20 protein-coding genes are annotated in these 20,450 nt (G+C 32.8%); 15 read left to right on the forward strand and 5 right to left on the reverse strand.

What is annotated here, in order from left to right:
• The first annotated feature begins 128 nt into the window (after positions 1 to 128).
• Together EV196_RS17465 and EV196_RS17470 are read left to right on the forward strand one after the other, a co-directional pair.
• Positions 129 to 1,511 (forward strand): DUF1800 domain-containing protein, encoded by a 1,383-nt coding sequence (locus tag EV196_RS17465; RefSeq protein ID WP_243652269.1) that lies wholly within the window; start codon positions 129 to 131, stop codon positions 1,509 to 1,511.
• Between the two features lie 2 nt (positions 1,512 to 1,513).
• Positions 1,514 to 2,698 carry a DUF1501 domain-containing protein gene (locus tag EV196_RS17470; protein ID WP_132219064.1) on the forward strand — a complete coding sequence of 395 codons (1,185 nt, stop codon included), beginning with the start codon at positions 1,514 to 1,516 and terminating at the stop codon, positions 2,696 to 2,698.
• A gap of 72 nt (positions 2,699 to 2,770) precedes the next feature.
• Here EV196_RS17470 and EV196_RS17475 read toward each other — a convergent pair whose 3' ends face one another.
• The 4 genes from EV196_RS17475 to EV196_RS17490 all read right to left on the reverse strand — a co-directional run bounded on the left by EV196_RS17475 (position 2,771) and on the right by EV196_RS17490 (position 6,020).
• Positions 2,771 to 3,214, reverse strand: coding sequence for a hypothetical protein (locus tag EV196_RS17475; RefSeq protein ID WP_132219065.1), 444 nt, complete (start codon positions 3,212 to 3,214; stop codon positions 2,771 to 2,773).
• 442 nt (positions 3,215 to 3,656) lie between these two features.
• On the reverse strand, positions 3,657 to 4,790 hold the full coding sequence (locus tag EV196_RS17480) for an ATP-binding protein (RefSeq protein ID WP_132219066.1): 1,134 nt from the start codon (positions 4,788 to 4,790) through the stop codon (positions 3,657 to 3,659).
• A gap of 38 nt (positions 4,791 to 4,828) precedes the next feature.
• Positions 4,829 to 5,215 carry a four helix bundle protein gene (locus EV196_RS17485; protein WP_132219067.1) on the reverse strand — a complete coding sequence of 129 codons (387 nt, stop codon included), beginning with the start codon at positions 5,213 to 5,215 and terminating at the stop codon, positions 4,829 to 4,831.
• A gap of 52 nt (positions 5,216 to 5,267) precedes the next feature.
• Positions 5,268 to 6,020, reverse strand: coding sequence for an SDR family NAD(P)-dependent oxidoreductase (locus EV196_RS17490; protein WP_132219068.1), 753 nt, complete (start codon positions 6,018 to 6,020; stop codon positions 5,268 to 5,270).
• A gap of 218 nt (positions 6,021 to 6,238) precedes the next feature.
• Here EV196_RS17490 and EV196_RS17495 point away from each other — a divergent pair, with 218 nt between their 5' ends.
• The 9 genes from EV196_RS17495 (at position 6,239) to EV196_RS17535 (ending at position 16,388) form a co-directional block, all read left to right on the forward strand.
• Positions 6,239 to 7,240: an AAA family ATPase gene (locus EV196_RS17495; RefSeq protein ID WP_132219109.1), complete on the forward strand. Its 1,002-nt coding sequence runs from the start codon at positions 6,239 to 6,241 to the stop codon at positions 7,238 to 7,240.
• Between the two features lie 118 nt (positions 7,241 to 7,358).
• Entirely contained in the window at positions 7,359 to 8,225 is an 867-nt protein-coding gene (locus tag EV196_RS17500) for a DUF58 domain-containing protein (RefSeq protein WP_132219069.1), read from the forward strand.
• Positions 8,226 to 8,254: 29 nt separating this feature from the next.
• Positions 8,255 to 9,901: a BatD family protein gene (locus EV196_RS17505; protein WP_394343250.1), complete on the forward strand. Its 1,647-nt coding sequence runs from the start codon at positions 8,255 to 8,257 to the stop codon at positions 9,899 to 9,901.
• On the forward strand, positions 9,901 to 10,908 hold the full coding sequence (locus tag EV196_RS17510) for a vWA domain-containing protein (RefSeq protein WP_132219070.1): 1,008 nt from the start codon (positions 9,901 to 9,903) through the stop codon (positions 10,906 to 10,908). The genes EV196_RS17505 and EV196_RS17510 overlap by 1 nt, the downstream gene beginning before the upstream one ends.
• A gap of 139 nt (positions 10,909 to 11,047) precedes the next feature.
• The gene (locus tag EV196_RS17515; RefSeq protein ID WP_132219071.1) at positions 11,048 to 12,085 is read left to right on the forward strand and encodes a VWA domain-containing protein; all 1,038 of its coding nucleotides are present in this window, start codon (positions 11,048 to 11,050) and stop codon (positions 12,083 to 12,085) included.
• 162 nt (positions 12,086 to 12,247) lie between these two features.
• Positions 12,248 to 13,072: a tetratricopeptide repeat protein gene (locus EV196_RS17520; protein WP_132219072.1), complete on the forward strand. Its 825-nt coding sequence runs from the start codon at positions 12,248 to 12,250 to the stop codon at positions 13,070 to 13,072.
• An 83-nt stretch (positions 13,073 to 13,155) separates the two neighbouring features.
• Positions 13,156 to 14,928 carry a BatD family protein gene (locus EV196_RS17525; RefSeq protein WP_132219073.1) on the forward strand — a complete coding sequence of 591 codons (1,773 nt, stop codon included), beginning with the start codon at positions 13,156 to 13,158 and terminating at the stop codon, positions 14,926 to 14,928.
• A gap of 1 nt (position 14,929) precedes the next feature.
• On the forward strand, positions 14,930 to 15,679 hold the full coding sequence (locus EV196_RS17530; RefSeq protein WP_132219074.1) for an SH3 domain-containing protein: 750 nt from the start codon (positions 14,930 to 14,932) through the stop codon (positions 15,677 to 15,679).
• Between the two features lie 82 nt (positions 15,680 to 15,761).
• Positions 15,762 to 16,388 carry a carbonic anhydrase gene (locus EV196_RS17535; RefSeq protein ID WP_132219075.1) on the forward strand — a complete coding sequence of 209 codons (627 nt, stop codon included), beginning with the start codon at positions 15,762 to 15,764 and terminating at the stop codon, positions 16,386 to 16,388.
• Positions 16,389 to 16,407: 19 nt separating this feature from the next.
• Here EV196_RS17535 and EV196_RS17540 read toward each other — a convergent pair whose 3' ends face one another.
• On the reverse strand, positions 16,408 to 16,935 hold the full coding sequence (locus EV196_RS17540) for a CvpA family protein (RefSeq protein ID WP_132219076.1): 528 nt from the start codon (positions 16,933 to 16,935) through the stop codon (positions 16,408 to 16,410).
• Positions 16,936 to 17,039: 104 nt separating this feature from the next.
• On the opposite strand from EV196_RS17540, the gene EV196_RS17545 reads away from it, so the two are divergent.
• The 4 genes from EV196_RS17545 to EV196_RS17560 all read left to right on the forward strand — a co-directional run bounded on the left by EV196_RS17545 (position 17,040) and on the right by EV196_RS17560 (position 20,437).
• Positions 17,040 to 17,396, forward strand: coding sequence for a hypothetical protein (locus tag EV196_RS17545; protein ID WP_132219077.1), 357 nt, complete (start codon positions 17,040 to 17,042; stop codon positions 17,394 to 17,396).
• A gap of 128 nt (positions 17,397 to 17,524) precedes the next feature.
• Positions 17,525 to 18,544, forward strand: a complete 1,020-nt coding sequence (gene pheS / locus EV196_RS17550) for a phenylalanine--tRNA ligase subunit alpha (RefSeq protein ID WP_132219078.1) — start codon at positions 17,525 to 17,527, stop codon at positions 18,542 to 18,544.
• A gap of 253 nt (positions 18,545 to 18,797) precedes the next feature.
• Positions 18,798 to 19,301, forward strand: coding sequence for a GbsR/MarR family transcriptional regulator (locus EV196_RS17555; RefSeq protein WP_132219079.1), 504 nt, complete (start codon positions 18,798 to 18,800; stop codon positions 19,299 to 19,301).
• An 11-nt stretch (positions 19,302 to 19,312) separates the two neighbouring features.
• Entirely contained in the window at positions 19,313 to 20,437 is a 1,125-nt protein-coding gene (locus tag EV196_RS17560; RefSeq protein ID WP_132219080.1) for an efflux RND transporter periplasmic adaptor subunit, read from the forward strand.
• Positions 20,438 to 20,450 lie beyond the last annotated feature (13 nt).

The following is a 20,450-nucleotide window of genomic DNA, read 5'->3' on the forward strand; positions in this document are numbered from 1 at the left end:
ATCATTATAACAGTAAATTATGCTTTATTTATGATTCTTACAGCAATATTTAAACCTTTTTAATAGTTTATAGTCTTAAGTATTACAGAGTTATATTGGCTCGTATTCAACTTCTAAATAAATTAAAAATGATGAACAAGAAACACATTCAACATTTATATTGGCGAGTTGGTTTTGGTATGACACCACAGCAACTTCATGCTATTTCCAAACTAGAGAAAAAACAGGTAGTTGATACTATTTTCAAAGCTTCTAAAAAAATAACACCATTACAAGTTGATATAGCAGAGTTGGAATCTTTAATGACTGGTTCTGCTGAAAGCATGAAAAAAAGCATCAAGGATTTTCAAAGTTTAAGTAGAGAAAAAACCAGAGAATTAAACATCGCTTGGATTGATAGACTAACCGATTCTGAAGAACAATTAAGAGAAAAAACAACCTTGTTTTGGGCAAATCACTTTGTTTGCGAAGACAATAATTTTATTTATACCCAAAAATTTCATAACACCTTACGAACACATGCTTTAGGTAATTTTAAAGATTTTGTTATAGCCATTTCAAAGGAAGCAGCTATGACTAAATATTTAAACACCAAACAAAATAAAAAACAAACACCCAACGAGAATTTTGCCAGAGAACTCATGGAATTATTTACTCTAGGTGTTGGTAATTATACCGAGGAAGATATTAAAGAAAGTGCCCGAGCTTTTACAGGTTATAGTCATGATTTAAAAGGCGATTTTGTATTTAGAGAACGCCAACACGATGATGGTTTAAAAACTTTTTTTGGTAAAACGGGCCATTTTAATGGCGACCAAATCATTGATATTATATTAGAAAATAAGCAATGTGCCCAATATATTTGCCAAAAAATATACCGCTATTTTGTTAATGATACTTTGGATGAAACTCATGTAAACCAAATGGTAGATGTGTTTCATTCCGATTATAACATCGAAAAACTGATGCGTTTTGTATTCCTTTCCGATTGGTTTTACGATGAAAAAAATATTGGCACAAAAATAAAATCGCCCATTGAGTTTTTAGTAGGTATTAAAACGATGGTTCCTTTAGAGTTTAATAACCCCAAACAACTCTTATATCTTCAAAAATTATTAGGCCAGACCTTGTTAGATCCACCAAATGTAGCCGGTTGGAAAGGTGGCAGAAGCTGGATAGATAGCAATACCATTGTTTTACGCTTAAAGCTTCCTTCGTTGTTGCTTAATAATGCCTACATTTCTAAAGCTAAAGAAGGTGAAACCGATAAAACGGCCGATTTACAAAAAGCCGTTTTCAAAAAGAAGTTTGGTAAACGTTTCAGCACCTCAGCCAATTGGGGTTATTTCAACAGTCAATTTAAAGATGTCGCTATTAGTGACATGGAAAATTACTTGTTAGTAAGCCATATGAACGAAAGTGCGAGCAAGTACTTAAATTCATTAGCTAAAGTTTCTAAGCAAGAATATTGTGTACAACTTATGTCGTTACCCGAATATCAAATGTGTTAATTATGGACAGAAGACATTTTATAAAAAACTCAACGCTAGCTAGTAGCTTATTTTTTGTTCCTAGTTTCGTGAAGGCGTTTGAACAAGTTGCTAGTAGCACTTTAGGCTACAAACGCTTGGTGATTATTCAACTTTCTGGCGGAAATGATGGATTAAATACCGTGATTCCTTTTAGAAATGATTTGTATTATAAAGCACGCCCAACATTAGGAATTCAAAAAAATAATGTGATTCAATTAACGGATGAAATCGGGTTAAATCCCAGTTTGTTGCCTTTAAAACGTTTGTACGATAATGGGTATTTATCCATCATCAACAACGTAGGGTATCCAAACCCAAACCGTTCACATTTTAGGTCGATGGATATTTGGCAAACAGCAACCGATTCCAATAAATATTCGCAAAGCGGATGGATAGGACGCTATTTAGATAACTACGGAAAACAACCTTATAGTGCTATTGAGATAGATGAAAGTTTATCATTAGCCATGAAAGGTGAAAACTTAAATGCCATTGCAACACAAGATGCCAAAGCTTTTTATAATTTATCGAAAGACCCGTTTTTCAAAAATATTCATAATCAATATGAACATTTGAATGAGCATAATTTAGGGTATTTGTACAAATCGATGATTGAAGCAGAATCTTCAGCAAAATACATTTATGAAACCAGCAAAACCGTTTCTTCAACCAAAGAATATCCAAATAATAAGTTCGGCAACCAATTAAAAACCACCGCGCAGTTTATTAATTCTGGATTGGAAACCAAGGTGTTTTATAGTTCTTTAAATGGTTTTGATACGCATGCAAATCAAATAAACACTCAAAAGCGCTTATTAAATATATATGCTGAAAGTATCGAAGCGTTTGTTCAAGATTTGAAAGACAACAACACGTTTAAAGACACTTTAATTTTAACCTTTTCGGAATTTGGGCGTCGTGTTAACCAAAATGCGAGTGTTGGAACTGACCACGGAACTGCAAATAATGTATTTATTATTGGCGACCAATTGAAGAAACAAGGTGTGTACAATAATTTAGCTAGTTTAAATGATTTAGATGCTAATGGCGATTTAAAATTCGAGATAGATTTTAGAACTATTTACGCCACCGTTTTAAACAAATGGTTGGAAGTAAATGATGAAAAAATATTGAATAAAAGTTTTAAACAGTTAGATTTTATTTAACATCGCAAAACACCGTTTATTGTTTGTAACTATATACAGTTTTTGGCTAATTTCATACTAAAAAAGTATAGATTATCTTTTAAAATTAATTTTTGAATTTGGAGTACTCGTATTATAAATCGTTAGATTTGTAGTACTAATCGCGTCTATTACTAAAATTTGGGTTGCGATTGAATCTTCATCTTGTGCAACTATTTGTTTGCCATCTGCACTTAATATATAATTGTAAGCATCAGTCCCGCTTGCAACACAGTTATTATCCCCATCTAGTGTATAAATATTAGTAAGCAATGTGCCATCAATTAAAAAATTATAATACGATTTTTGAGTACAGGAATCTAATATCTCGATAGTTGATGGGGTAGTAGAAACATCTTCAATGGTTTCTGCAAACCATTTATTACTTAAAAGTTCGGAAACTGTAAGTTCTGGATCATCATCGTTTGAACATGAAGGTAATGAAACCATTAATAGTAATACAATAATTAGTTTGTAATTTTTTAGTAGTGTTTTCATGTTTTTTTAGGTTTAAAGATTATGATATTAACATGGTTGCAAATTATAAGGCAATTAAGGAAGTTGATATTATATATGTAACAAAAGATATCAGATATGTAACATTATTTTGCAAGTTAGAATAAAACAAACCTTTTATTCTCTATAGAAGATTTGTATTTCGGTGTTTTTTAAAAAAGTATAGAGTTATTTAAAAGAAAGTATTTCGTCTTGAATGAAGACTAAATATTATAAATTCTTAATAAAATCTTTAGGTATGTATTAATGTCAGATTTTTTTAAAATAAAGTAGGGAATAAAAAAACCTTGCTTCAATGCCGAAACTGTATCGGGAGAAACAAGGTTATATCTTAATAAAGATTAATAGCACTACAAATATATGTTTTATTTCGTGAGAAAAAAAGCGCCAAAGTTAATTTTAGGTTAAGTTAATTTAAATCCGATTAACTGTATTTTACCTTTCTTAAAACACGCATCGATTCTTTATATAAGTGATACAATTCTTCACTATAAGCTCTTAAATAAGGTTTAGCTTCTTCCAATTTATCAATGGCTTCGTGAAATAAATTAAGGTAACAGATAAGATAGGTTACAGGCAAGTTTTTTAAATCTAATTCTTCCGCTTTTGTAAAGGCTTGTCCTTTTTTTAGTTTTTCTAAAAGGGCATTTGTGGTATTGTAAATATGATGAAGCACTTTTTTGTCGTATTGAGGCGCTTCAAACAATAATTTTGTTTCGATGGTGTAATTGGCGTTATTTTCAAAATTGATGAGTGTTTCTTCCAATTGATAGTATTTATTGGAATTTTGAAATCCAAGATTAACGTATTCAATAATTTTAAAAGAATCTTCATTTATATAGATAGCTACTTCATCTAAAGCTGAAAAAAACAATCGAACCTGTTCATTAATCAACTCTATATCAACTCTAGAAAAAAACGTTTCATCTTTAACCACCTTTTTTTGTCCCGCCCAACACACCACAAAATACTCTTTAAAAACCTTGTATTTTGGATTGTAATCTTTTCGGTTTTTCATAAAATCGAAAACGCCATTTAAGGTATGCTCTATATTGTTTTGCGAATTGTTTTCAATAGATTCAACAATTTTAGAGTTTACATCTTTTATTTCAATATCAAAAACTTTGGGCATGCTCATACTCCCATCTCTAAAAAAAACTGAACCTCCATAATATTTCCAAATATTTTTTCGCAAAGAGGTTATTTTTCCCGTGGGACGAATGGTAACCAAACCAACTACTTTATGGTCTGGTAAATGCGGAAAAGGGATGTTTTCATATTGAACAATAGGTGGATTGGTTAAATAGGCATTGATGAGGTTTTGAATTTTGCTGTCATCAAAAAAATCGACACCAACAATATCGTTGTCAGTATCTTCAACCCCAATAACAATAAAGGAATTATTTTTTGGGTTGCTATTTGAAAGGGCACAAATATGTTTTAAAAACTTCGCTTTTCCTTCTTTAAAACTAATATCAATTTTACGCTTTTTATCATAAAAGCTGTTCTCGTCGTTGTGCGATAATAGGTTTTTTATAAGTAAGCGTTTGTTAATCATTGGGTATTATCTATTTTTTATTATTTATTCAAGATTAATCAAATTTTGCCCCCCTTGCGTTCAGATAACTTTAGATAGTTTATAAATTTTGACAATTGATTTATTAAACTTTCCGCCTTATCATTGAGTTTATTAAAGGTTGTTTCATCTATATGATTTCTTCTGAAACATCTTAATAATTGAGCTTTACTTTCACTGCAAGATCCACGAGAATAACTTAAAAACATAATAAATTCCTTGTTACCACCTCTACCAAAACCTTCGGCAATATTATCCATTACCGAACCAGACGAACCATTTATTTGTTCTCTTAATTTATAGTCTTTATTAAGAGTCGAATTTGTGATGATATTCCAAATATCATCACAAAAAATAGTAGCTTCTTTATAAACTTCTAAGCTTTCGAATGAATTATGATGCGCCATATAACCTGAATAAAAAATAAAAATAAATAATGTTTAACTTTGGCAAAGAAATTTAAAAAGATTTGTTTACCAAAGTTGAATTTGCCTGAGCTGTACAAAACATCAAAACATCGGCAATATTTACGTGAGCTGGTCTTGAAACCACAAAATAAATAACTTCAGCTACATCTTCAGCTTGCAATGCCTTAAAACCTTGGTAAACGGTATCAGCTATTTCAGCACCTTTAAAGCGCACTTTTGAAAATTCGGTTTCAACCAATCCTGGGTTTACAGCACCAACTTTTATTCCAAACGGATTTAAATCCATACGCATCCCTTCAGTAATAGCTAAAACAGCATGCTTACTTCCGCAATACACATTGCCTTTTGGATATACTTCTTTTCCTGCCGAAGAACCAATATTGATGATATGCCCCGATTTTCGTGCCGTCATTTGTGGGATAATGGCTTTGCTTACATACAATAAACCTTTTACGTTAATGTCCATCATGGCATCCCAATCGTCTAAATTTCCAGCATCAATTGGGTCTAGCCCATGCGCATTTCCTGCGTTGTTTATTAAAATATCTATCTGTTTAAAATCTTCAGGTAACGAATCTATGGCTTTAAAAGTTTCAGTTTTATCTCTTACATCAAAATTTAAAATATGCACATTGGTTAGTTTACTAAGGGCTTCTTGTGTAGTTTTAAGTCTTTCTAAACGTCTTCCACATAACACCAAATTAATATTGTGTTTAGCAAACTCGCATGCGGTAGCATAACCAATACCGCTAGTTGCACCAGTTATTAAGGCCGTTTTTATCATGTTAATTAATTTTTATTTCATCTATAAAAATACTTAAAACTTGGTTTAATTAATAAAACTAAGTGTTATACTTTTTAATCACCTATTTATTTAACCTAGTATTAACGCTATAGGCCAATTATTTTAACCAATCTTTAACAGCGGACTAAGAAAAATTTTAACAATTTGCATGCCTCAAATATGCTTACTATATTCGGGCTTTTAAAAACAAAAAAATGATGGAAGATACTGGTACAATTGATATTAAAACAATTAACGAGAAAATTGAAAGAGAAAGTGCTTTTGTTGATTTACTAATGCTAGAGATGAACAAAGTCATCGTGGGGCAAAAACACATGGTGGAGCGTTTGCTTATTGGTTTGTTGGGACAAGGACATATTTTATTGGAAGGAGTGCCTGGTTTAGCAAAAACTTTAGCGATTAATACGTTGGCACAAGCGGTTGATGGAAGTTTTAGTAGAATCCAGTTTACCCCCGATTTATTACCTGCTGATGTAACAGGAACCTTAATTTACAATATGAAGGTGAATGATTTTTCCATTAAAAAAGGGCCTATTTTCGCAAATTTTGTACTAGCAGATGAGATTAACCGTGCGCCAGCAAAAGTGCAATCGGCATTACTTGAGGCGATGCAAGAAAAGCAAGTAACTATTGGCGATGAAACCTTTAAATTGGATAAACCATTTTTGGTAATGGCAACTCAAAACCCTGTTGAACAAGAAGGAACGTATCCTTTACCAGAAGCACAAGTGGATCGTTTTATGTTGAAAACAGTCATTGATTATCCAAAAATTGCTGAGGAACAATTAATAATGCGTGCCAATATGAAAGGTGCTTGGGATAAAGTAAACCCAGTAATTTCAGTAGCACAGATACTAAAAGCACAACAAGTGGTTCGTGAAGTGTATATGGACGAGAAAATTGAAAAATACATTCTCGATATTATTTTCGCAACACGTTACCCAGAAAAGTATAGACTTGCCGATTTAAAACCATTAATTTCTTTTGGTGCATCACCTCGTGGAAGTATCAATTTAGCAACAGCTGCTAAATGTTACGCCTTTATTAAACGTCGTGGATATGTTATTCCAGAAGATGTACGCGCCGTAGTTTACGATGTGTTAAGACACAGAATTGGAATTACTTACGAAGCGGAAGCTGAAAATGTAACGTCTGTGGACATCATCAACAAAATTGTAAACGAAATAGAAGTGCCTTAAAAAGTTTACAGTATTCAGTGACAGTTTGCAGTGACTTACTAAAAACTGAATACCCAAAACTAAATTCAACGGTTTATTGATAACTGAATACTGCGACTGAAAACTGTTTGCTGAATAAATGGATACTAAAGAATTACTAAAAAAAGTACGAAAAATAGAAATCAAGACACGCCGTTTGTCTGATCATATATTTGGGGGCGAATACCATTCAACCTTTAAAGGGCGTGGTATGACTTTTAGTGAAGTACGCCAGTACCAATTTGGTGACGATGTTAGAAATATCGATTGGAATGTAACCGCACGCTACAACGAACCCTACATAAAAGTTTTTGAAGAAGAACGCGAACTTACCATGATGCTTATGGTTGATGTGTCGGGATCTGAAATGTTTGGTACCGAACAACAATTTAAAAATGAAGTAGTTACAGAAATTGCTGCGACTTTAGCATTTTCAGCAACACAAAATAATGATAAAATAGGTTTGATTTTGTTTTCCGATAAGGTTGAACTTTATATTCCACCAAAAAAAGGACGTTCGCATGTTCTTCGTATTATCCGAGAGTTGATTGAATTTGAACCAGAAAGCAAACAAACTAATTTAGCCGAAGCTTTAAAATTCATGCAAAACGTTATGAAGAAAAAAGCCATTGTGTTTGTATTATCTGATTTTATTGCAGATGATTACCATCAAACCATGAAAATTGTTTCAGGAAAACACGATGTTACAGGTATTCGAGTGTACGATAAACGAGAGGAAGAAATTCCAAATCTAGGTCTTGTTCAAATGCAAGATGAAGAAACGGGCGAATTGATGTTGGTAAATACATCATCAAAAAAAGTACGTTTAAATTATGGTAAATTCTACCATGAAAAAGTAGAATACTATAAAGAAAGTTTCAATAAATCTGGTGCAGGGTCTATAGATTGCAGAGTGGATGAAAGCTACGTTAAGAAAATGTTAGGCTATTTTAAAAGAAGAGGATAATGCAAATTATGAATTATGAATTACGAATTATGAATATGAAAACCATGATGAAAAGTCTTCGGTCTTCAGTCTTCGGTCTTCTGCCTGTTTTCTTTTTTCTTTTTTCTTTACTCTCCTATTCACAAGTTTCAACATCTATCGATTCAACAAAAATTAAAATAGGGCAACAAATTACCTATAAAATAGAAGTTGAAGCTAAAGCTAATAGCTTGGTGGTTTTCCCAGAAGGGCAAACATTTTCACCTTTAGAAATGATAGAATCGTATGCTATTGATACGGTTAAAAAGAACGACAAATACAATCTGATTAAAAAATATGGTTTAACCCAATTCGATTCTGGAAAATATACCATTCCAAGACAAAAAATAATAATTGGGGATAAAACCTTTTTTACTGATTCTTTAAAAGTTGAGGTTAATAATGTGGTAATAGACACCACAAAACAAGGTCTTTACGATATAAAGCCAATCATTGAAGTTAAAAAACAAGGTAGCGACTGGTGGAAATATTTGTTAATTGTGCTTTTAATAATTGGCATCATCGGTTTTTTAATGTATTGGTTTATTTGGCGAAAAAAACCATTGACAGAAGAGGAAGAAATAGCCTTGCTACCACCTTACGATCGTGCCAAATTAGCTTTAAAAAAGTTAGATGAAAGTCATTATTTACATACCGATTCTATTAAAGAATATTACTCAGAGTTAACCTTCATCATTAGAAAATATTTAGATGAAAAAGTATACGACAAAGCATTAGAAAGCACAACAGATGAACTTATTTCTAGATTAAATTTACTTAAAGAGGGCAACCAAATAGAATTAAGTAAACAAGATATAAGAAACCTAGAAAGCATTTTAAAACGTGCCGATTTAGTAAAATTCGCAAAATCGGCCGTAGATGTCGAGCTTGCCAAATTAGATAGAAACACCATTGATATTGAGATAGACAACGTTAAACAAGCACTTCCTGAACCAACAGAAGAAGAAAAGCTTTTAGACGAACAATACCGTGAATCGTTAGAACGCAAAAAGAAACGTAAAAAAATCATCATAACCGTTGTAATAGGTGTGTTTCTGCTCATGGCAACCTTTGTTGGGTTCTCAATAAAATATGGTTTTGGTTATGTGAAAGACATTTTAATAGGGCACGATAGTATCGAACTTTTAGAAGGCGAATGGGTAACCAGTGAGTATGGTTTTCCACCGGTTACCATTTCAACACCAATAGTTTTAACACGTGTTGAGATACCAACTCCCGAAGAGGCAAAAGTACAAATGTCTCAAACCATGTTTATATATGGCACCTTATTAGATGTGTTTAGTGTTGTAGTCAATACCACAACTTATAAAAATTTAGGTGATAATAAGATCGATTTAGAGAAGACATCCGAGATTAGTTTAAAAGCCATTGAAGCGCAAGGTGCTAAAGATATTTTGGTGTTTAGAGAAAAGTTTGTAACACCCAATGGAGCCGAAGGCATAAAAACCTATGGTTCATTTAAAGCTGAAAATGCGATAAGTAAAAAAGTACAAGAATGTAATTACGTGATGCTGTTGTTTACTTCGGAAAATGTATTGCAACAAGTGATGGTGACTTATGCAAAAGATGATGCGTATGCCGACCAAATAATAGAGCGTATTTTAAATTCAGTAGAACTTAAAAAAGCAGAAGAATAATGTTTGAAGGCATCGAATTTTTAAATAAGCAGTGGTTTTGGGCATTTTTAGTGTTACCATTAGCAATTCTGTGGTATATTTTCAAGCATAAAAAACAAACAGCAGAACTTAAAATATCTAGTTTAAAAGGTTTTAAACTAACCAATTCTGTGTTACCTAAATTAAAACACGGCTTATTTATTTTGCGTTTATTGGCACTTGCGTTTTTAATTACAGCATTGGCAAGACCACAAACTATTGATGTGTCTTCCAAAACAAAAACCACAAGAGGTATTGATATTGTTATGGCAATTGATGTATCAGCAAGTATGCTTGCAAAAGATTTATCGCCAAACAGACTTGAAGCATTAAAAAATGTAGCCTCAGAATTTATAAAAGGTAGGCCAAATGATAGAATAGGTTTGGTAGAATATGCCGGCGAAAGTTATACAAGAACACCGGTTACCAGTGATAAGTCGATTGTTTTACGTTCATTAAATGATATTAAATACAACACCATTATTGAAGGTGGGACAGCCATCGGGATGGGTTTAGCAACGGCGGTAAACCGTTTAAAAGACAGTAAAGCCAAAAGTAAAGTGATTATTTTATTAACTGATGGCGTTAATAACACCGGTTTCATAGACCCGAAAATAGCCAGTGAATTAGCGATGGAATACGGTATAAAAACCTATACCATTGGCTTGGGTACTAATGGAATGGCGCTTTCGCCTGTTGCCTTAGACCCAAGAACAGGCGGGTTTCAATATGCTAGAGTACCAGTAGAAATAGATGAAGTATTGTTAAAAGAAATCGCATCAGTTACAGGAGGAAAATATTTTAGGGCCACCAATAACAAAAAGCTTGAAGAAATTTATAATGAAATAAATAAACTTGAAAAAACAGATGTTGAAGAGTTTAAATATTATAATTACGAAGAAAAATACCGTCCGTTAGTGCTATTAGCAGGTTTGTTTCTTTTAATAGAATTTTTATTAAGAAACACTCTTTTTAGGAGTTTTATTTAGAAAATATTAGTTAGGTATAAGGCCATCGAGACTTATATTTAAAACATCAGTGAATTCGTGGATAAACAACTAAACAAATCCGCGACAAACAATTTAAACTTTGGAATTTGGAGTTTAAAATATTGGAATTTAGAAATTTATGTATCAATTAGACGAAAAAATATGGTTTTGGGTATTAGGAATTATTCCAGTAATAATCCTATTCTTTTTGCTGCTTCAATTTTGGAAACACCGCACTCAACGCAAATTTGCCGATAAAGCATTATTGAAAAAGTTAAGTCCGAATGCATCGTTATTCAAATCTATTTTAAAATTAGTGGTGTTAAGTTTGGCCTTTGCATGTTTAGCACTTGCTTTAGTAAACCCAAAAATAGGCTCGAAGTTAGAAACCATAAAACGTGAAGGTGTAGATATTGTTTTTGCAGTCGATGTCTCAAAAAGTATGCTTGCTGAAGATATTGCTCCCAACCGATTGGAAAAAGCAAAGCAATTAGTAACACAAATCATCAATAATTTAGCAAGCGACCGTGTGGGTATTATTGCGTACGCAGGAAAAGCATTTCCGCAACTGCCCATTACAACCGATTATGGTTCGGCAAAAATGTTCCTTCAAAGTATGAATACCGATATGTTATCCTCACAAGGAACTGCCATAAATGAAGCCATTAAGCTAGCAACCACCTATTTTGATGATGAAGAACAAACCAACCGTATTCTCATCATTATTTCAGATGGCGAAGACCACAGTGAAGAAGCTGCTGCCGTTGCCGAAGAAGCTAATGAAGCAGGCATTCGAATTTTCACTATTGGAGTAGGTGATGTAAATGGCGGTCCCATACCAGAAAAGCGCAATGGGATTGTTTTAAATTACAAAAAGGATAACCAAGGAGAAACCGTTATTACGCGTTTAGATGAAGAAACCCTTAAAAGTATTGCAGCCGAAGCTAATGGCGTTTATTTGAATGGAAGAAATACCAACGATGTGGTTAAAGAAATAGGCGATATTTTAAACGGTATGGATAAAAAGGAGTTTGAAACCAAGGAATATGCCGATTTTAAAGACCAATTTCAGTGGTTTTTAGCATTTGCTATTTTCTTTTTACTAATAGATATTTTCTTACTGGAACGAAAAACAGCTTGGTTGAAAAAGTTGAATTTATTTAATGAAAACCTGTAATATAAAGTACGAATTACGAGTTACGATTTTTAAATAAGAGTGTCAAGTAAGCGTAAATCAAAAATCTTAATTCGTAAATAATTTGAAATTATTTTATAAAACCTTTAACGATACACAATTATAAGGTTTTGTAAATTTATAAGTTGAATAAAGCATTATAAAATGAAATATATATTATTGATCATTATAGCATTAACCACGACCTTTTCTTTTTCACAAGACAAAGAAAAAGAAGCGTTATTGGCTGCAAAAAAAGCTAATAATTATGTGTATGATGCTAATAATTTAATAAGTGAAGACGATTTTGTTTCGGCTGAAAAAGAATACAGAAAAGCCATTTCAGAACAAGGCACAACGGTTGCAGGAATTTATAATTTAGGAAATTCATACATAAAAAAAGGCAGTTTAGACGAAGCCATTTACCGTTTGGACCAAGCGGCAAAAATAGCAAATTCAAAAACTGAAAAACATAAAGCATATCACAACATCGGTAATGTGCTCATGCAAAATAAAAAGTGTAAAGAAGCGGTTGAAGCTTATAAAAGCGCTTTAAGAAATGATCCTACCGATAATGAAACACGTTACAATTTAGGTATTGCAAAAATTTGTGCAGAGCAACAAAAAGACCAGCAAGACCAAAATAAAGACGATAAAGACAAGGACAAAAAGGACGATAAACAAGATCAGGACAAAAAAGAAGGCGACGATAAGAAAGACCAAGATAAAAAAGACGAAGGCGATCAAGACAAAAAAGAAGGAGATGATAAGAAAGATGATAATGGAAAGCCCAAAGATGAAAAAGACGACAAAGGAAAAGAAGATGACAAGGAAAACCAACAACCACCAAAACCACGCCCCGGACAAATGTCGCCTCAACAGGTTAAAAATTTGTTAGAAGCCATGAACAACCAAGAACAAAAAGTTCAGGAAAAAGTAAATGCTGAAAAACAAAAGGGTGTAAAAGTAAAAACCGAAAAAGATTGGTAAAACGAATTACGGATTATGAGTTACGAATTTTGATTTATAAATTTTCAAAATCGTAATTCGTAATTCAAACATCGTAACTCTATATGAAATTCATAAAACACATATCCATAATACTAATCATACTTACAACAAGTATGCTTTCTGCTCAAGTAAAGTTTGATGCTAAGGTTAGCAAGCAAAAGCTTGGGGTTAATGAGCGTTTACGTATCGATTTTGAAATGAATCAGGATGGCGATAATTTTAATCCGACCGATTTTTCAAATTTCACCGTAGTGGGTGGGCCTAATCAATCTGTAAGTAATTCATGGATAAATGGCGTAAGAAGTTTTAAAAAAACATACAGTTATTTTTTAGCCCCTAAAGGTAGAGGGAATTTCACCATTGCTCAAGCTACCATTAATATTGGAGGAGAAACTTATAAAACAGTACCTATTCCTATTGAAGTTACTGCGGCTGTAGAAATACCTAAAGACCCTAATAATCCAGAATATATTGCTTCAGAGAATATTCATTTGGTAGCAGAAATTTCAAAAACCAATCCTTATTTAAACGAAGCGATTACAGTGGTATATAAACTTTATGTATCACCAAATATAGCCGTAGATAGCTGGAATGAAATTGATAGCCCAAGGTATAACGATTTCTGGAGCCAAAATATCGATACCCAAGATCAGAAGGTTCAAAACGGTATGTTTAAAGGTGAAGAATATCGCTTTTTAGTATTGAGAAAAAAGGTTTTATATCCACAGAAAACAGGAAAATTAGACATAGAACCACTTAGTTTAGATATTGCATTGCGTGTGCCTACTAATAGACGGGATATTTTTGGAAGTCTTATGATGACGCGTACTAACAGAGTTGTTTCGGCTGGAAATAGCACTATTAACGTTAAAGCTTTACCCGAAGAAGGCAAACCATTGGATTTTTCTGGAGCAGTAGGCGATTTTAGTTTTGACGTAGTGCCATCAAAAACAAGTTTAGATGCTTCGGAATCGTTGCAATTAAAAGTAGCTGTTAAAGGAAACGGAAATTTAAAACTTTTCAAGTTACCTAAAGTATCATTGCCAAGTTCGTTAGAAGTTTACGAACCCGAACATAAAGAAGAGGTTAACACCAGTTTATCGGGTATGCAGGGCGCTATTTCAGATAGTTATACCATCGTACCTCAATTCAAAGGTAAATATCCCATACCAAGTATTTCATTTTCATATTTCGATTTAAAAACAGAAAAATACAAGCGTTTATCTTCAGATGAAATTATTTTAGATGTTTTAGATGGCCCCATAAATAATGCCAATACTAATAACGCAACAGTTACAAATAACGGAAAACAAGCGGTTGTTCTTAATAAAGATCAGTTTGCATTTATAAAAACAAAAACGACTTTTGAAAGCATACATAACACAACCTTTTTTAAAACAACGGGCTTTTGGAGTTTGTTGTTATTGCCTTTTTTAGCAATTCCATTAGCCATCGTTATTAGAAACAAAAAAGCTACAAGAGATGCCGATGTGTACGGTAATAGAATTAGAAAAGCAGATAAGTTGGCTAAAAAATATTTAAGTCATGCTAAAAAATCACTCGGACAAAAAGAAGCATTTTATATTGCTTTGGAGAAGGCATTGCATAATTATTTAAAAGCGAAATTACACATAGAAACTTACGATTTAAGCAAGGAAAAAATCAACGAATTATTAGCTGCTAAGCAGGTTGAAAATGAGGTGATAGTAGATTTTAATAAAATTTTGGAAAGTTGCGAACTAGCACGTTACACGCCCATTGATATTGTAACCATGCGGGAAGATTATGAAAAAGCCGCAAAAACCATTTCATTAATTGATAAACAAGCACGTTAAGATGAAGCAGTTATTATACATACTATCGTTTTTGTTCAGCGTTGGTTCATTGGCTCAAAATGAAGCTGCTTTCCAACAAGGAAACGCCTTGTATAACGCCGGAAAATATGGCGAAGCCATAGATAAATACAAAACTATTTTAGATACTAAAAACCATTCCGCAGCACTCTATTTTAATTTGGGGAACGCCCATTACAAGTTAAACAATATAGCACCCAGTATTTATTATTACGAAAAAGCATTAAAGCTTGCGCCTAACGATGAGGAAATAAAGAATAATTTAGCGTTTGCACAAAACATGACCATTGATGCGATTAATGTGGTTCCTGAAGCTGGATTATTAAAAATTGTAAATAATGTGACCAATAGAATGACTTTTGATGGGTGGGCAAAAGTATCCATAGGTTTTGTTTTTTGTTTTGTGGTTTTGTTTTTATTCTACTATTTCGCTTATTCTTCATTAAGAAAACGCATCGCTTTTTTAGGGAGTTTGGCTGCGTTAATCTTCATATGTATTACGCTATTATTTGCATTTCATAAATTCAATTTAGATAAAAGGGATAAACCTGCCATTGTATTTGCTAAAGAAAGTTTAGTTAAAAATGCGCCTAATAATAGGAGTGAAGAATCGTTTAGATTGCATGAAGGCACCAAAGTACAAGTTTTAGATACCGTAAATAATTGGAAAAAAATAAAGCTTCAAGATGGTAAAACGGGTTGGATTTCTTCAGAAGATATTAAAGCACTTTAATTAAAAAATCGTAAATTCAATAAAGTTTATTATCAAAAAACAGGTACTTTTAATGTATCTTTAAGCAAATAATTATTTAGCTATGAACTTAGATAAAATATTTCAGAATAATAAAAAATGGATAAAAGAGAAATTGGATGTCGATAAAAATTATTTCGAAAATTTAGGCGCAGGTCAAAATCCGGAATTTTTATTTATAGGATGCTCTGATAGTCGTGTTACTGCCGAAGAACTTATGGGTTTAGGTCCAGGGGATGTTTTTGTGCATCGTAACATTGCCAATATGGTTATTAGTATCGATTTAAACGTTATGTCTGTAGTGAATTATGCGGTAGATCATTTAAAAGTAAAGCATGTAGTAGTATGTGGGCATTACGAGTGTGGTGGTGTAAAAGCTGCCATGCAATCGGCCGATTTAGGAATTTTAAACCCATGGTTACGTAACATTCGCGATGTGTACCGTATTCATAAAAAAGAACTGAATGCGATTACCAATGAAGAAAAAAAATACGATCGTCTTGTAGAGTTGAATGTTGAAGAGCAATGTGTAAATTTAATTAAAACGGCAGCTGTTCAAAAAGCAGCTAGAGAGCGTGGATTAAAAGTGCACGGTTGGATATTTGATATTCATACGGGCGAACTTGTAGATTTAAAAATTGATTTTGATACAATTCTTGAAAGTATCCGAGAAATTTATCATTTAGATTAGCCTTTCATAACCTATTCATTCAATTTTCGGAATTTTCGTTTGCTAAATCATCGCCAATAGGTTTTCCATTCACAATTAAATTTGGGAAAATTAAAGGAACAATAGATTTTACGGGTGTATAAAGTACCGAAACCTCTTTATCTTCTTCGGCAGTGAAAGGAATGGTTCTATTTAATTTCTCGAAAATAATGAGAATGGCACTTAAAATAAGAGCAATTTTCAATCCGCCAAAAAGCGCTCCTAAGGCTTTGTTAAACAGTCCTAATGCCGCAAAATCTGCTATTTTGGTTAAAGCTTTTCCAGCCAACGAAACAATTAAAACAATAAGAATTAAAGTGCCAACAAAAGCCACAATATTTATGGTGTTTTCGTTCCAATCTACTTTTTCTCTTAAAAATTCAGAGGCAAAATCGCTAAAGTGAAACGCACCGTAAACCCCTGCAACAAGTGCTAATAAAGAGGCTACTTCTACAAAAAGTCCGCGCCAAAAGCCACGAACCAAGCCTATAACCAAAAGGCCTAATAAAGTAATATCTAAAACATTCATTAAAACAGTTTTTGTAAATATATAATTTTTTAAATTGAAGCGTTAAGTCAAGTTAAGCTTTGTTAACTTTGCAACTTTAAAATTTAAACTTTTCAACCCAATAAATGTCAAGAGACGAACAACTAAAAGAACGCTGGGAACTGGTAGTAAACAAACTATCTACTCAATTTGCCGATGGTGATACCTTAGACCTCGATGCCATTATTTATTTAATTGGCGTGCAGGAATTGGGGCAGTTTGAGCGCGAATTTAAAAAAGACCAAAAGCTTGATTTAATGCATATTGCCATTTGTAAGTTACTAACGCCGTATGGCTATTACGAACTAGATTTTGTTGATGCTGAGGGTTGGCCACATTACAAAACCATTGAAACGTTGCCACATTTAAAAGCAGGCGAACAAAGTATTTTAATGAAAGAAGCCATTGTAAATTACTTTTTGGAAACGGACTATATACATTAATTTTTCACCTCATTGCGAAGTAAATTTTTTATTTACTGAAGCAATCTGCCTATTTTTACAGATTACTTCATCGTTTCCTCCTCGTAATGAGGATAAATTAATTAAATTTGCCATCATTTTGAAGAACCATGATAGACAAGATAAAAGAACTTATTGCCGAAGCCGAGGCCTTTAAAGCACAAACTAAAGAAGAAGTAGAAGCTTTTAGAATAAAATACTTAGGTAAAAAAGGATTGTTAAACGACTTTTTTGCAGAGTTTAAAAACGTTGCTAACGACCAAAAAAAGGAATTTGGTCAAGTAATAAACACGCTAAAAAAAACGGCCGAAACCAAAGTAAATGACTTAAAAGAAGAGCTTGAAAGCAAGGAAGAAGTAAAAGGTGTTTATGGCGATTTATCGCGCCCAGGAAGCCCTATTCAAATTGGTGCGCGTCATCCCATTTCTATCGTAAAAAATCAAATAATAGATATTTTTTCAAACATTGGTTTTAATGTAAGTGAAGGCCCTGAAATTGAAGACGATTGGCATAATTTTACCGCATTAAATTTGCCAGAATACCATCCAGCACGCGATATGCAGGATACTTTTTTTATTCAAACAAACCCAGATATTTTATTGCGTACACATACCAGTTCGGTACAAGTTCGCTATATGGAAAATAATCAACCGCCTATCCGAACTATTTCTCCGGGTAGAGTTTATCGAAACGAAGCCATATCTGCGCGTTCTCATTGTTTTTTCCACCAAGTTGAAGGTTTGTACATTGATAAAAATGTAAGTTTTGCCGATTTAAAACAAACGCTTCAATATTTCACCACACAAATGTTTGGGAAATCTAAAATACGTTTACGTCCATCTTATTTTCCATTTACAGAACCAAGCGCAGAAATAGATGTGTATTGGGGCTTGGAAACCGAATCTGATTACCGCATAACAAAAGGTACGGGTTGGTTAGAAATAGGTGGTTGTGGTATGGTAGATCCAAACGTTTTAGAAAACTGCAAAATAGACTCTAAAGAATATTCTGGTTTTGCATTTGGTGTTGGTATAGATCGAATTGCCATGTTGCTTCACCAAATAAACGATATTCGTTTACTAAGCGAAAATGATGTTCGGTTCTTAGAGCAGTTTAAATCTGCATTATAAACCCATACATTTAAAGCCTGTTTAGAAAATTCGAAACACGTCATTATCAGGAACGGCGAGAAATAATCTTTTCAATTGAAATGTGAATTTTAAATATAAAATTGAATAAAAACCGATATTAATATCGGTTTTTTTATTTAACAATTTTTTAACTTCGTTTAGTTCGGTTGAAAACGAACCTGTTTTATATTTGCAAAATATTTTTTTAATAAGTACTCAGCTTGTATCTAAAATCAAGTTAAAATTCATTAAAATGAAAAACCCCGTTTGCGAAAAAAAAATGGCTTTGGTTGAAAAACTAGGAGTGCATTTGGAGAACAGAGAGCAGTTGGCACCCGTGGCAGCTCGCATTATGTCGTATATTATTCTTACTGGTAAAAAAGGAACTACTTTTGAAGATATGGTAAGCATCCTTTGCGCTAGTAAAAGTACCATATCTACCCATCTTAACCATTTGCAAGATTTAAATAAAATTGAATATTTCACAAAAACAGGAGATCGCAAAAAATATTTTGTGATTAATAAAGATATGATACTTCACCATGTAGATGAAATGATTAATTATTGGCAGGAAGTACGCGAATTACATTTAGAAATTAAAAACTATAAAGAGATTATAAACAATCAGAAAATTGAAAATGACGATGAAAAATTCGAATTAAATTTTCATAACGATTATATAAAATTTTTAGATGAAGCCACCGAATCTATTCAAGAATTAAGAACAAAATTATCAACCAATCAATTCAGTATTTAAACTTAGTATAAATGAAAAATAATAAATTATACACGTTAATAGCTATTAGTATATTGTTAATAGCTTCCAGTTGTGGAAAAAAACAAGAACAACAAGTAGCTCCAGCGGCACCAATGCTTCCCGTAGCTATAATTAGCCATAAAACAATTACTGGTTTTCAAGAATACCCTACTAACATTGAGGGTATTGTGAACAGTAATGTACGTGCCAAAGTATCTGGCTACATCCAAAAAGTTTTGGTTGATGAGGGTCAAAAAGTGCGGAAAGGTCAAGTTTTATTCAAACTGGAAACGCAATCGTTAAGTCAAGATGCTGGAGCCGCCAAAGCCCGTATTAATGTTGCAAAAGTTGAGGTTGATAAATTGATTCCGCTAGTTGAAAAAAATATTATCAGTCCGGTACAATTAGAAACTGCCAAAGCCAATTTAGCACAAGCACAAGCCAATTACAGCAGTATTGCTGCAAATATTGATTACGCTAACGTAAAAAGCCCTGTTGATGGTTACGTAGGCACCATTAATTTTAGAGAAGGTTCTTTAGTAAGTTCTAGCGATGGAACTCCTTTAACCACGGTTAGCGATATTAAACAGGTGTATGCTTTTTTTAGTTTGAATGAAGCCGATTATTTAAACTTTTTACAAAATACTAAAGGTGAAAATTTAAAAGATAAAATCGCCAATTTTCCAGAGGTGAACTTAATTCTTGCTAACGGAAACACCTTTGCTGAAAAAGGTACAATTGAAACCAGTTCTGGACAAATAAATCAAAATACGGGAACTGTGAGTTTTAGAGCTGTTTTTAATAATCCGAATCAACTTTTAACCAACGGAAATAGCGGAAAAATTCAAATTCCAACTATTTATGAAAACGCCGTAGTTGTACCACAAGAAGCAACTTACGAACAACAGGGTAATGTGATGGTTTTCAAGTTGAATGCAAATAACACAGTAACATCTTCAATCATAAAAATTAAAGAGACTATTGATAATTTATATGTGGTGGAATCTGGCCTTAATGAAGGCGATAAAATAGTTGTGACGGGTGTTGGCAAATTGAGAAATGATATGCCAATTACACCTCAAGAAGTAGTATATGATAGCATTCTTAAGCCTATTAAAACATTATTCAAAAACTAGAAACTTATAAATT

The sequence above is a fragment of the Mariniflexile fucanivorans genome (assembly GCF_004341235.1).
Lineage (GTDB): Bacteria > Bacteroidota > Bacteroidia > Flavobacteriales > Flavobacteriaceae > Mariniflexile > Mariniflexile fucanivorans.

What these genes read in the sequence shown, in the direction of transcription:
- EV196_RS17465 (WP_243652269.1), top strand. Translation starts at nt 129, where the DNA reads ATGATGAACAAGAAACACATTCAACATTTATATTGGCGAGTTGGTTTT.
- EV196_RS17470 (WP_132219064.1), top strand. Translation starts at nt 1,514, where the DNA reads ATGGACAGAAGACATTTTATAAAAAACTCAACGCTAGCTAGTAGCTTA.
- EV196_RS17475 (WP_132219065.1), bottom strand. Translation starts at nt 3,214, where the DNA reads ATGAAAACACTACTAAAAAATTACAAACTAATTATTGTATTACTATTA.
- EV196_RS17480 (WP_132219066.1), bottom strand. Translation starts at nt 4,790, where the DNA reads ATGATTAACAAACGCTTACTTATAAAAAACCTATTATCGCACAACGAC.
- EV196_RS17485 (WP_132219067.1), bottom strand. Translation starts at nt 5,215, where the DNA reads ATGGCGCATCATAATTCATTCGAAAGCTTAGAAGTTTATAAAGAAGCT.
- EV196_RS17490 (WP_132219068.1), bottom strand. Translation starts at nt 6,020, where the DNA reads ATGATAAAAACGGCCTTAATAACTGGTGCAACTAGCGGTATTGGTTAT.
- EV196_RS17495 (WP_132219109.1), top strand. Translation starts at nt 6,239, where the DNA reads ATGGAAGATACTGGTACAATTGATATTAAAACAATTAACGAGAAAATT.
- EV196_RS17500 (WP_132219069.1), top strand. Translation starts at nt 7,359, where the DNA reads ATGGATACTAAAGAATTACTAAAAAAAGTACGAAAAATAGAAATCAAG.
- EV196_RS17505 (WP_394343250.1), top strand. Translation starts at nt 8,255, where the DNA reads ATGAATATGAAAACCATGATGAAAAGTCTTCGGTCTTCAGTCTTCGGT.
- EV196_RS17510 (WP_132219070.1), top strand. Translation starts at nt 9,901, where the DNA reads ATGTTTGAAGGCATCGAATTTTTAAATAAGCAGTGGTTTTGGGCATTT.
- EV196_RS17515 (WP_132219071.1), top strand. Translation starts at nt 11,048, where the DNA reads ATGTATCAATTAGACGAAAAAATATGGTTTTGGGTATTAGGAATTATT.
- EV196_RS17520 (WP_132219072.1), top strand. Translation starts at nt 12,248, where the DNA reads ATGAAATATATATTATTGATCATTATAGCATTAACCACGACCTTTTCT.
- EV196_RS17525 (WP_132219073.1), top strand. Translation starts at nt 13,156, where the DNA reads ATGAAATTCATAAAACACATATCCATAATACTAATCATACTTACAACA.
- EV196_RS17530 (WP_132219074.1), top strand. Translation starts at nt 14,930, where the DNA reads ATGAAGCAGTTATTATACATACTATCGTTTTTGTTCAGCGTTGGTTCA.
- EV196_RS17535 (WP_132219075.1), top strand. Translation starts at nt 15,762, where the DNA reads ATGAACTTAGATAAAATATTTCAGAATAATAAAAAATGGATAAAAGAG.
- EV196_RS17540 (WP_132219076.1), bottom strand. Translation starts at nt 16,935, where the DNA reads ATGAATGTTTTAGATATTACTTTATTAGGCCTTTTGGTTATAGGCTTG.
- EV196_RS17545 (WP_132219077.1), top strand. Translation starts at nt 17,040, where the DNA reads ATGTCAAGAGACGAACAACTAAAAGAACGCTGGGAACTGGTAGTAAAC.
- pheS (WP_132219078.1), top strand. Translation starts at nt 17,525, where the DNA reads ATGATAGACAAGATAAAAGAACTTATTGCCGAAGCCGAGGCCTTTAAA.
- EV196_RS17555 (WP_132219079.1), top strand. Translation starts at nt 18,798, where the DNA reads ATGAAAAACCCCGTTTGCGAAAAAAAAATGGCTTTGGTTGAAAAACTA.
- EV196_RS17560 (WP_132219080.1), top strand. Translation starts at nt 19,313, where the DNA reads ATGAAAAATAATAAATTATACACGTTAATAGCTATTAGTATATTGTTA.